This is a genomic window from Paenibacillus sp. NRS-1781 (genome assembly GCF_050467745.1).
Lineage (GTDB): Bacteria > Bacillota > Bacilli > Paenibacillales > Paenibacillaceae > Paenibacillus > Paenibacillus terrae_A.
Genome location: NZ_JBITPI010000063.1, coordinates 61049 through 73622 on the forward strand (window position 1 = coordinate 61049; position 12574 = coordinate 73622).

At 49.4% G+C, this 12574-nt stretch carries 9 protein-coding genes; all 9 read left to right on the forward strand.

All coding sequences use genetic code 11. The annotated features are described in order from the left end of the window. Positions 1-13: 13 nt before the first annotated feature. The 9 genes from mutS to ACIFO6_RS21575 all read left to right on the forward strand — a co-directional run bounded on the left by mutS (position 14) and on the right by ACIFO6_RS21575 (position 12472). Positions 14-2797 (forward strand): DNA mismatch repair protein MutS, encoded by a 2784-nt coding sequence (gene mutS / locus ACIFO6_RS21535; protein WP_430043732.1) that lies wholly within the window; start codon positions 14-16, stop codon positions 2795-2797. A 73-nt stretch (positions 2798-2870) separates the two neighbouring features. Further along, on the forward strand, positions 2871-4982 hold the full coding sequence (gene mutL / locus ACIFO6_RS21540; protein WP_430043734.1) for a DNA mismatch repair endonuclease MutL: 2112 nt from the start codon (positions 2871-2873) through the stop codon (positions 4980-4982). A 12-nt stretch (positions 4983-4994) separates the two neighbouring features. Beyond that, positions 4995-5846 carry a class I SAM-dependent methyltransferase gene (locus tag ACIFO6_RS21545; protein ID WP_430043737.1) on the forward strand — a complete coding sequence of 284 codons (852 nt, stop codon included), beginning with the start codon at positions 4995-4997 and terminating at the stop codon, positions 5844-5846. Continuing rightward, the gene (gene miaA / locus ACIFO6_RS21550; protein WP_430043739.1) at positions 5830-6810 is read left to right on the forward strand and encodes a tRNA (adenosine(37)-N6)-dimethylallyltransferase MiaA; all 981 of its coding nucleotides are present in this window, start codon (positions 5830-5832) and stop codon (positions 6808-6810) included. Before ACIFO6_RS21545 ends, miaA begins: the two co-directional genes overlap by 17 nt. A 20-nt stretch (positions 6811-6830) precedes the next feature. Further along, on the forward strand, positions 6831-7076 hold the full coding sequence (hfq, locus tag ACIFO6_RS21555) for an RNA chaperone Hfq (protein ID WP_023989043.1): 246 nt from the start codon (positions 6831-6833) through the stop codon (positions 7074-7076). 188 nt (positions 7077-7264) lie between these two features. Further along, entirely contained in the window at positions 7265-9925 is a 2661-nt protein-coding gene (locus ACIFO6_RS21560; protein ID WP_430043741.1) for a PBP1A family penicillin-binding protein, read from the forward strand. A 164-nt stretch (positions 9926-10089) separates the two neighbouring features. Further along, the gene (locus ACIFO6_RS21565) at positions 10090-10647 is read left to right on the forward strand and encodes a DUF402 domain-containing protein (protein ID WP_430043743.1); all 558 of its coding nucleotides are present in this window, start codon (positions 10090-10092) and stop codon (positions 10645-10647) included. Then, a complete protein-coding gene (locus ACIFO6_RS21570) occupies positions 10644-11339 on the forward strand; it encodes a YdcF family protein (RefSeq protein WP_430043745.1) in 696 nt (231 codons plus the stop codon). Before ACIFO6_RS21565 ends, ACIFO6_RS21570 begins: the two co-directional genes overlap by 4 nt. A 149-nt stretch (positions 11340-11488) precedes the next feature. Then, complete coding sequence (locus tag ACIFO6_RS21575; RefSeq protein ID WP_430043747.1) at positions 11489-12472, forward strand: AAA family ATPase; 984 nt, start codon at positions 11489-11491, stop codon at positions 12470-12472. Positions 12473-12574: the final 102 nt, after the last annotated feature.

Sequence of the window (12574 nt, forward strand, 5' to 3'; positions counted from 1 at the left end):
GTTAGTAAAGGGTATGACTAAATATACACCGATGATTGAGCAATATTTATCCATAAAAGACCAGGCGCAGGATGCATTTTTGTTTTTTCGCCTGGGGGATTTTTACGAGATGTTTTTTGATGATGCGATTCTTGCATCCAAGGAACTGGAGATTACACTTACCGGACGCGAGGGTGGCGGCACGGAAAAAATTCCAATGTGCGGTGTGCCTTATCATTCGGCGGAAAATTACATACAGCGCCTTATCGAAAAGGGTTATAAGGTTGCCATCTGTGAACAGATGGAGGAAGCCTCGGCTACGAAGGGGATGGTACGGCGGGATATTGTCCGTGTCGTCACTCCGGGTACGGTGATGGAAGGCAAGGTGCTGGGTGACAAATCCAACAACTACATGGTATGTGTCACCGAGACGAACGGGATGCTGGCACTGGCGGCCTGCGATTTGTCAACAGGTGAGCTGTATGTGACCTCTGTACCTAATTCGAAAGAATGGCTATTGGATGAAATTAATATTTATGAGCCGTCAGAAATGCTGGGGGATGGTCATCTGCTCGATTTCGTAACCTCCCGAATGTCACCCGTTGGGCGTCGTGTTGTATACACAGCCTGGGACAAGTCTAAGGATGATCTTGTGCGTGGTCAATTTGGTGAAGCAACGTGGGCAAGGCTCAACGAGGAACGTAGGCAGTGTGTATCGCGTCTGATTGCTTATTTGAATGAAACGCAAAAAAGATCGTTAGGCCAGTTGACCCAGATTTCCGTTTATGAGCCAAACCATTTTATGATTCTTGATCCATTTACCCGCCGTAATCTGGAACTGGTGGAGACGGTTCGTGAACGCTCCAAGAAGGGATCGTTGCTGTGGTTGCTGGATCGGACGGAGACGTCGATGGGAGCGCGGTTGCTGCGACGCTGGATCGACAAGCCGCTGCTTAGCAGCCATCTGATCGAGGAACGGCTGGAGGCGGTTGACAAGCTGTACCACCAGTTTATTTTTCGTGAGGATGTGCGTGCACAGCTTAAAGAAATTTACGACCTGGAGCGCTTGGTTGGGCGAATTGCCTTTGGCAGCGCCAATGCACGCGACCTGATTGCACTCAAGCTGTCATTGACCCGAATTCCGGCTTTGCGTGAGCTATGCGCAGAATCGGAATCGGAGACACTGCGCCGAGTTGCCCAGACGCTGGATAGCTGTACAGACTTGTGCTCGTTGATTGAGGAAGCCGTGGCGGACGAGCCGCCTATTTCTGTAAGGGATGGGGGTCTCATTAAGGAAGGCTACCATCAGCGTCTGGACGAACTGCGGGAGGCAAGTGTGAACGGCAAACGCTGGATCGCCGAGCTGGAGGCCAAGGAACGTGTAGCGACTGGCATTCGGTCGCTCAAAATCGGGTACAACAAAGTATTTGGCTATTATATTGAGGTAACCAAATCCAATCTGGCTTCATTGCCGGAAGGACGATATGAACGCAAGCAAACGCTGGCGAATGCAGAACGATATATTACACCGGAGCTGAAGGAAAAGGAATCTCTGATTTTGGAAGCCGAGGATAAGATGGTAGATCTGGAGTACTCTCTCTTCTCTGAGCTTCGCAGTAAACTAAATACTGAAATTCCACGACTGCAAAAGCTGGCAGAGCGGGTGGCTGAAATTGATGTGTACCAGTCTCTAGCATCGGTCAGCGCAGAGCGTGGCTTCGTGAAGCCTGAACTGACAACGGGATATGATCTCGTAGTGGAGCAGGGGCGGCATCCCGTTGTGGAAGCCGTGATGAAGGATGGCAGCTTTATCGCCAATGGTACGGCGCTGGAGGAAGCAGATGCGCATATTTTGCTAATCACCGGTCCGAATATGGCCGGGAAAAGCACGTATATGCGTCAGGTTGCGCTGATCGCAATTATGGCGCAGATCGGTTGCTTCGTTCCGGCTGCACATGCGAAAGTGCCGATGCTGGATCGCATTTTCACGCGCATCGGTGCGGCGGATGACCTGATCGGCGGGCAGAGTACGTTCATGGTGGAAATGGCTGATATTCAGGTCATGACAGACAAAGCGACTCCGCGAAGCCTGATCATTATTGACGAGTTGGGACGCGGTACGTCCACCAGTGAGGGGATGGCGATTGCTCAAGCTGTGATTGAATTTGTCCATGACACAATCGGCTGTAAGGCGCTGGTGTCTACGCATTTTCATGAGCTGGCTCATTTGGAGCAAAGCCTGTCCTCGCTGCGGAATTACTCTATGGCAGTACAGGAAAGCGGCGACAAGGTGAATTTCCTGCGTAAGCTCATACCGGGCGCGGCCAGCAGCAGTTATGGTATTTATTGTGCCCGCCTTGCGGGTTTGCCGGATAATATCATTGAACGTGCGAACGGACTGTTGCATGGCTTTGAGCACGCGGCTGCCCAAGTGACGGCTGGCACCGAGACTGTTGCAGCAGCAAGGAAAAACGTTGTTTCGGACAACACCCATTCAGACCAGACGCTAGGGGAAAGCAGAGAAGCGGCGTTGCAGGCTCCCCTTGTGTCACAGCAAGCCACCGTTGTAAAAGAAAACACTCAGCAGGCGGTGAAAGACTCCGGTGTGCTGTACCATTCGGCTACCGGAGTCGTGCAGCTGTCCATTTTCGGAGAGCAAGACCTTGCTCCTGCCGAGCCGCAGTTGGAGACGGCCGAGGTTAATCCGATTGTGCGCCAGATTTTACGCAAGGTGAAAAACGCTGATGTCATGAATATGACACCTTTGCAGGCGATGCAGTTGTTAAATGAACTGAAAAACAAGGCCAATGGCCTGTAGTACCGATATCTGCAGTTAACGATATTATATTTCTATTTTCATCACACTTTGAAGTTAGGGGGAGGTAAAAAGGATGTCTAAAATTCGGGTACTGGATGAGCATATTGCCAACCAGATTGCTGCTGGTGAGGTTGTAGAACGTCCAGCCTCCGTCGTGAAGGAACTGGTGGAAAATGCGATTGATGCGGGCGGTACGCGTGTCGACGTATGGGTTGAGGAAGGCGGACTGCAAAGCATCCGGGTGACGGATAACGGTAGTGGCATCGAGCCTGAAGATGTCGAAACGGCGTTCTATCGGCATGCCACCAGCAAAATCGGGCATGGACGCGATCTGTTCCAGATCACGAGCCTGGGCTTCCGTGGAGAAGCGCTGCCGAGTATTGCGGCTGTATCGAAAGTGGAGCTGCTAACAGCAGCCGGAGATGACGGACGTGCCCGCAAATTGGTTATTGAGGGCGGCAAGCTGGTGCTGCACGAGGATGCAGCCGCTCGGCAAGGGACGGATTTTACCGTCCGGGAGCTGTTTTATAACACGCCTGCAAGGCTGAAATATATGAAAACGATCCAGACGGAGCTGGGGCACATTTCGGATGTACTTTACCGAATGGCGCTTTCACACCCCGAAGTTGCCTTCACACTGCGGCATAACGGGAATACACTGCTTCAAACGCTGGGTAATGGTGATTTGCTTCAAGTGATTGCCGCTGTTTATGGAACCTCGGCAGCGAAATCCATGCTGCTGCTGGAAGGGGAGAGTCTGGATTACCGTATTAGCGGCTATGTCAGCCGCCCGGAGTGGACAAGATCGAATCGGAATGCCATCTCGACGGTGGTGAACGGACGCTTTGTGCGCAGCTATGGGCTGAATCAGGCGTTGCTCAAAGCGTATCATACCTTGCTGCCGATCAATCGTTTTCCACTGGCTGTGATCCAATTGGAAATGCATCCTTCACTGGTGGATGTTAACGTTCATCCCGCCAAGCTGGAGGTGCGGTTCAGCAAAGAAGCCGAGCTGTTTCAGCTGGTTGAGAACTCGATAAAAGCTGTTTTAGGACAGCAGGTGCTGATTCCGAAGGCAGTCAAGCGTGAAATCGGCGGCAAGGATAGCGGCTCGTTCGTGCAGGAGCAGTTTCATTTCTCGAAGGGAAACGGTATGGAAGGAAATTCTTCTGCTGGCGAGAGCCGAGGAGAGGCACAGCCGCTTGGCGGACCTTTCTCGGAGGGTCGTGACCCGCGCCAATCCATTCGCTTGGACGGAAATGAGGAGCACAAGCTTGGCACGGAGCGTGTGCAACGCCAGGATAGGGAGAGGCTCCTTGTCTCTGGTCGGGGGAACCCTTCTTCTGGGCAACGTGTCAGTGACGAGGAATTGGACGCAGATTTTGTGGATGGAAACGATGGGAATAAAGCCGAATCCGGTTCATCCCCTTTGTACAGCGGCAGAGTACAGGAAGCGGCTGCTTCTGTAGCTTATCGGCCTTCTGCTTCACCGGGTGGAGGAAAAGCCGAGGATTCCCGCTATTTCACGGATCAAAAGCCACGTCAGTCACGGCTGAATGCAGAGCAGTTGGCAGTGGTGTCGGGCGAGGCTCCCGAGATGCCCGCTTTTCCTGAGCTAAATTTGATTGGTCAGCACCATGGAACCTATTTGATTGCGCAGAACGATCAGGGGCTGTATTTAATTGACCAGCATGCTGCGCATGAACGGGTTAACTACGAATTTTATTATGAAAAATTCGGCAATCCCGAGGCGGTATCTCAGGAGCTACTCCTGCCGATTACATTAGAATTTACGCCCTCGGAGACGGAAAAGCTGAAAACAAGGCTGCAATGGTTTGAGCAGGCGGGAGTGTATTTGGAGCATTTTGGCGGTCAAACCTTCCGCGTTAGCTCTTATCCTTATTGGCTTCCTCAAGGAGAAGAAGCGGATGTTATTGAGGAAATGGCAGGATGGGTGCTGGATGAAAAAGCAATAGATCTGGCTAAGCTGCGGGAAGCAGCCTCGATCATGTGCTCCTGCCGGGCTTCAATTAAAGCGAACCAGAAGCTGACTGACCGACAGGCTGTCGTACTGCTGGAGCGTTTGGCGGCGTGCAGACAGCCATACACCTGCCCGCATGGGCGGCCCATCGTTGTATCCTTTTCCACATATGATTTGGAGAAGCTGTTTAAGAGAGTAATGTAAGGGAGTTTATATATGTTGCAGGATCGGGAAAACCGTGAAGAAGAAAAGCTGGCAAGGCTTCGGGAGGAACAAGCCCATTTATTGGTGACGACAGGGGATTCTCCCACCGCTGAGGTCGTGCAGCGGGCGGAACTGCTTGCAGCCGAGCTGGGGGTGCTGTATGCCCCCCGTCGTGGTATATCGGTAGCAAGGCTGACTGCTGCTCATAAAGTTCGTCAGGCGCTGGTGCTCGTACAGGGTGGGGTGAGGCTGATTAGCCCGGAGCAACCGCCGATGACTTTTCACCCGAGCATGGGCTTCATCCGCGCCAAGCGGGTGTTGAAGGGCGAGCCTGATCCGATGCTGACTGCCGCTCGGCTCGTTCCGGGGGACACCGTGCTGGATTGTACCGCAGGACTCGGAACGGATTCCCTCCTGTTTTCAATTGGAACAGGAAATTCTGGACAAGTAACTGCTGTGGAAAGTTCTTTTCCTGTCTATGCTTTAATCAAGGATGGAATGAGGCATTACCGTTCCGGCAACGCTGCGGTAGATGAGGCATTTTCCGGCATTGATGTCCGCTTTGGTCATCATTTGGATTATTTGCGAAGCTTGCCGGATCGTAGTGTGGATATTATCTATTTTGACCCGATGTTCCGTGATCCGTTGCTCGATTCTAGTGCAATCGGTCCATTGAGAGGATTGGCTAACCCGGATGCTCTGGATGAGGAAAGTATTGTTCAGGCAAAACGTATTGCAAGGAAAACAATTGTATTGAAGGAAAAACGGGGCAGCAGGGAATTTGCCCGCCTCGGCTTCCATGTGGAGCAACGGGGCACAACGAAAACAGTGTACGGAGTGATTGATATTGATAGCGGCATCTAAGCCTAAACTACTTGTTCTTGTCGGCCCGACTGCGGTCGGCAAGACGAAATTAAGCATCGAGATGGCACGGCAATTTGGCGGGGAAATTATTTCCGGAGATTCCATGCAGGTGTACCGTCATATGGATATTGGAACTGCCAAAATTTCCGAACAGGAAATGGAAGGAATCAAGCACCATTTGATTGATATTCATGAGCCGGAATACCCATATTCGGTAGCTGCTTTTCAGGAAGACTGCCGTCGTCTCATACCGGATATTCATGCCAGAGGGAAACTGCCGTTTATCGTAGGGGGGACAGGTTTATATGTGGAGTCTGTCTGCTATGAATACCAGTTTTCCGAGGTGGGAGCTGATGAAGATTTTCGTCAGGAACAGCTTGATTATGCCGAACAATTTGGAGCCGAGGCGCTTCATGCGCGACTTCAGGCGGTTGATCCCGAAAGTGCGCGTCGTCTGCATCCCAATGACCGGCGTCGAGTCGTTCGAGCGTTGGAAATATATCATGTTAGCGGAACGACGCTCAGCTCGCAATTGGCCAGTCAAAAAAAGGAATCTCCCTATCAGCTTTGCATCGTAGGTTTGACAATGGATAGGCAAATGCTATATAAACGTATTGAAGACCGAATTGACGGGATGCTCGATCAAGGGCTTGTTGCTGAGGTAACCTCCTTAATGGAACGGGGAGTGCGAAGCGATGCCATCTCCATGCAAGGTCTAGGCTATAAAGAGATATCCTCCTACCTGCGAGGAGAGGTGTCTTTGGAAGAGGCGGTGACTTGGCTGAAACGGGATACGCGTCATTTTGCGAAGCGGCAGCTCTCGTGGTTTCGCCACATGAAGGATATCCAGTGGGTAGATGTCACCGATTTCGGAAATTTTTCTGCTCATGCAGCCCGATTACACGAAATTATAGCAGGAAAGTTCCGGACAGACCTTGAATATACTTCAAAACAATCCAAATGATTATTGGGGGTACGGCTAAAATGAACAAGTCCATTAATATCCAAGATACGTTTCTGAATCAATTGCGCAAGGATTCTATACCGGTAACGGTATACCTGATCAATGGATTTCAGGTGCGGGGGACCATTAAAGCATTTGACAACTTCACAATTGTTATCGACTCGGATGGAAAGCAACAGCTGATCTACAAGCATGCTATTTCCACCTTTACACCGCAACGTAATGTGTCGCTTGTACAGCAACAGGATAACGCCAGCGATAACTGATTACGGCTTGACGGTCGCTTGGATTGATGAAACTTTTTAAGCGACCGTCTCGTCTAACCGTATAGGAATGAGACCCGGAGCAACCTGAACAGGGTTGTTCTTTTCATTCCATTTGCTTTCATGCTGCCGACAGCAAGCTATATATAGGTTCGGCAACATGTGATTATTCGCGAAAGGGAGTCAGGGTAATGCCAAACGATTCATTGTCCAGATCCGGCAATCGCAACAGAAACACGCCTAAAGAGAAGCCGAAGGGCAAGAAAAAGAAGATTACAGGTAAGCAAGTTGGATGGACGCTGTTTATTACGGCGGCGTTGGCTATATTTTGCGCGCTTGGTGGATATTTGTTTGTCATGGTAAATGGCGAACAAATTTACAAAGCCAACAAGGATAAAATTACAGTGAACGAGACATCAAAGGTTTACGATCGTAATGGTGTGCTTATGGGCGAGCTGTCCGTACAAAAAAGTGATCCTGTCAAAAGTGAAGAAATTCCACCATTGCTCAAAAAAGCTTTTATAGCAACAGAGGATAAGCGATTTATGGAGCACCAGGGGGTTGATATTTGGTCTATCGGGCGGGCGGCCGTAAAAGATATCGTAGCCCGTTCGGCTGTGGAGGGTGGCAGTACGCTGACCCAGCAGTTGGCCAAAAACCTGTTTTTGTCGCGTGACAAGACCTTTTTCCGTAAAGCGACCGAGGTATCTATAGCAATGGCGCTAGAACGGAATTTGACTAAAGATGAGATTATTACGTTGTATTTGAACCGGATTTGGTTTGGACGCTCCTACTCAGGAATCAAGGCAGCTTCTGTGGGGTACTTTGGGCAATCGAACTTAAAAGAATTAAAGCTTTGGCAGATCGCCACGCTGGCAGCTATTCCAAAAGGGCCTTCCAAATATAATCCAATCAGTAATCCGGAAAAATCAAAGGAACGACGTGCTGTGGTTCTCCAGCTGATGTTTGAGCAGGGAATGATTGGAAAGCAGGAAATGGAAGAGGCCAAGGCTGTAGATTATGATTACAAGCAGCCGGAAAAAGTTCAAAAGTATCAAAGTTTTATGGAGTATGTGATGAATGAGGCGGAGGATGCTTTGCCGGGAGTCAGCGGAAACGATCTGATCGTTGGCGGCTACAAAATTCATACGACGATGGATGCTCAGTCCCAAAATGCGCTGGATCAGGCGATGGCAGATGATAGTATGTTCGAAAAGAGCCCGGATGATCAGCCTGTTCAAGGCTCCATGGTTATCATTAACAACCAGACGGGCGGAATTGCTGCGATGGCACCCGGACGGGATTACAAAAAGGGAACCTTTAACCGCGCAACACAAAGCCGCAGGCAGCCAGGTTCGGCCTTTAAACCTATTGCGGCGTATGCGCCGGCTCTCGAATCCGGTAAATTTACAATGGATACACCTTTGAGTAATGAGCGACAGAGCTTTAACGGGTATAGCCCGAAAAACTTGCACGGTTATTCTTCGACCATCAGTATGACCGATGCCATTACCAAGTCTGAAAATATCCCGCCAGTATGGTTGCTCAACCAGATCGGTGTGGAAAGAGGGGTCCAATTCTCGGAAAGCGTAGGCATCCCGATGGACAAAAATGATCACTCGCTCGCTATCGCATTGGGTGGTTTAAGTAAAGGAACGAACACGCTCGAAATGGCACAGGCATACAGTGCTTTTGCCAATAACGGACAGTTCCAAAAAGCTTACTCCATCAAGCAAATTAATGATAGTGATGACAAAACGGTTTACACTCACAAAGAAGAATTTAAAACCGTAATGAGCGAGAAAACAGCTTATGAAATGACGCAAATGATGCAAAATGTAGTCAATAGCGGTACAGGCCGCAAGGCCCGTATTGATTGGCCTGTAGCGGGTAAAACGGGTACAACCCAGAGTGGAATTAGAGGGAACAATGGCAACCGTGATATCTGGTTTGTCGGTTATACGCCGGAATATACTGGTGCGGTATGGATGGGCTATGACAAGCCAGACAGCAAACATATGCTGAGAAACTACAGTGGGCAGTCGGCAGCCTTTTTCGGAAGGGTCATGGGTGAAGCTCTCAAGGGGCACCCGGTTACGCAATTCAGCCATCCAAAAGGATATGAACCACCAGTTGAGCAGAAGCCAGACGTGCCAGTCCAGGCTACCGCTCCAAGCGGACTGAGCGGGTCTTATAGTCAGGATACCCAAATTGTATCGTTGTCCTGGACTGCGGCGGCGGGAGATAATGTGCAATACCGTGTGTATCGCAAAGAGGCTTCCGAAGGGGGCTTTACGGTGATTATGGAGGCGATGAAAGGCACGAGTGGTGAAGATACGTCTCCATTAGCCGGAGCCGCGTATGAATATTATGTAACGGCTTATGGAGCGGATGGTAAGGAATCTGGACCATCCAATACAATCCGTGTGGAAATTCCGACAGAGACCACTCCGGTAGATCCACAGCAGGGAACTGAGCCGAATCAGGATGGAACATTACCGGATAACAGTGGGACTACAGACGGTCAGAACGGCACCGATCAGGGGAATACAGTCCCTGGAGGTACGGATAATAGCACCAGCCCAGGGCAGGTTCCGACGATTCCTGGAGACACTGACGGAAATGGCACTGGCAGTACAGGCAATCATAGTGGCAACTCTGGCACCGGTAGTGACACGAATCAGGGGAATGGCCAGACAACAACACCGGATGCAGGTACCTTTAATAGTGATACCACGGTAAATCCAGTTACCACGGATCCATCTACCACAGGAACCACACCGGATGGAAATCAGGAAACCAACTCCAACGGTCAGTCGAGCTCCAATCGTGGGCATCGCAACCGAGATTAGAAGAAGTATGCTGTGGGTGATTTGAATTTTTTATACTAGAGGTGTTTTCGGACCATATTATGGTCTGGGAATACCTTTTTTGTTGTGATAAAGGGTGTTATTTTTGAGTGTACAGATTAAATATGGTAAGCTGGTTTTACCAATGTTGGAGAGGAACATCATTTATGAAGCGCAAATTCGGAGATCGGGCCAACTGGCGCAGAATAACGAGCCGCAAGTTTGCTTGCCGGTATGTGGAAAGTGACGTGTTTACAGGATATGTGACCTTGTATACCATTTTGAGTCTCAAAGAGCCGTTATGGAAAAGCTACGGCAATCATACGTTTTGCATAGCGGACAAAGGATATTCCTGGTTGCAATACTATCCGAAGGGTGAGCATTATGTAGTAACTGCTATGTTCGACAATCGGGAGCAGATTGTGGAATGGTATATTGATACCTGCCGAAATCAGGGAGTGACCGATCAGGGAGTGCCCTGGTTTGACGATTTGTATTTGGATGTTGTTGTACTTAAAAATGGCGAAATCTTTTTAGTGGATGAGGATGAGTTGGAGGATGCGTTACAGCGCGGGCATATATCGACACAGGAGGCAGAACTGGCTAATCGTACTGCGGCTGAGGTTTTACGACGGATAGATGCCCATATATTCCCCTATTTTAAAATGTCGCTGAAACACCGGGCAGAATGGTTTCACAACGGTGATTTTAAGAGGGAACGATGAAGGTATTGCAGAGGATTAGAGGCACTGGGCCTAAAGATTTTGAATCAAAAAGCAGGCTGAACCGCCCAGAGAAAAAGTTTTCAGCAGCCAAACGTCTTATGCTTTGTCTGCTGGTTATCATCATAATCGGTTTGGTATGGGGAGGTATTCGATTTTGGGATATGAATAACGCTGCCTCTACCACTCCGCTTCAGCAAGCACAGGTAGGAATTGTACTTGGGGCTTCCATGTGGGGAGCAGAACCAAGTCCGGGGCTAAAGGAGAGGCTGAACGAGGCCCTGCAGCTATACCGTAACGGTACAGTAAAGCGTCTGATTGTAAGCGGAGGGCTGGACAAACCAACTTACCCGTATACAGAGGCTGAGGGGATGCAACGCTATTTGGTTGACAGAGGTATTCCAGCGCAGCATATTGTGTTGGAAAACCATGCGACCAGCACCTACGAAAATCTGTTGTATAGCCAGCGTATCATGCAGGAGTATGGTTGGACCTCGACTGTGATTATCACACATAGTTATCATGGCCCACGGGCGCTTGAGATTGCCCGATTTTTGAATTTGGAGCATCCCCAGATGGCTCTGGCGGAATCTAAAGTACTGAATATGCCGCTTCATCAATCGAGAGAGGTACTGGCTTACGCCAAATGGACGCTGCAAAAGTGGTGGCTCAGTGCCCAAACCTGGGTGTCCTGAAACGTACAACGTTTTCTCATAAAGGCATCTTCTCTATATACAAAATGCTTTGCACAAGCTCCTGTTGCTTTTATGCTAATAAGGACATGCCGGGCCGAATACATTAATAGGGTAAGCTGTGCCTGAAGAAATGTTGAGGTGATGGATGCATGAACGGACGGGGAATCGCTGCGGGCAAGCGGACGGAGGAAAGACCTTCCAGACAAATCAATGTCGTGCTGCGTAGCCCGGAGCCGATAGCTTCGGTAAATGTTGATGAGACGGATGCAGTAACTTCGACCAAGTCGCAGGCGTTACCGCAGTATCTTAGTCTCTATCAGGAAATTCAGAAGGAACTCGATCATCTCGTCGGCTTGGATAACATCAAAGACCTGGTATTTGAAGTATATGCTTTTTTGCAAATTGCCCATATGCGTACTGATGCGGGGCTGTTGAGTAACGCGCACGTATATCACATGATTTTCAAAGGGAACCCAGGTACAGGGAAAACGACGGTGGCCCGCATTATCGCTAAAATGCTGCAAAAAATGGGGGTACTGAGCAAGGGCCATCTGATTGAGGTGGAGAGGGCTGATTTGGTAGGCGAGTATATCGGACATACAGCGCAAAAAACGCGGGATCTGGTCAAGAAGTCTCTGGGTGGAGTGCTGTTTATTGATGAAGCCTACAGTTTGGCGCGGGGAGGGGAAAAGGATTTTGGAAAGGAAGCTATTGATACCTTAGTAAAATCCATGGAGGATCAGAAAAATCAATTTATTTTGATTCTCGCTGGATACTCGGGAGAGATGGACTTCTTTTTGCGTACGAATCCTGGATTGCCTTCCCGTTTTCCCATCCAGCTGGATTTTCCGGACTATACCGTGGATCAGCTTATCCAAATTTCCGAAATGATGGCCAAAGAACGGGATTATATTCTTATGCCTCAGTCCATACTCAAAATGAAAGAGTATCTGTTGAATGAACGCAACGACAGTATTCATGCATTTAGCAACGCACGTTATGTCCGCAATGTGATTGAAAAAGCGATTCGGCATCAGGCTGTCAGGTTGCTCAATCAGTACAGAAGCGGGCAGCCGGGAAAGCAGGAGTTGATGACGCTGCGTCCAGAGGATTTGAAAATGGACAAAAGATAGGCGATAATAGAAATCTGAATCACATCGAATTGTATAACGTCGAACGGGGGCCGGCCTGAATATCAGGTCGGTCTCTGTGCGAGAGTTAATATGGAAAATAAA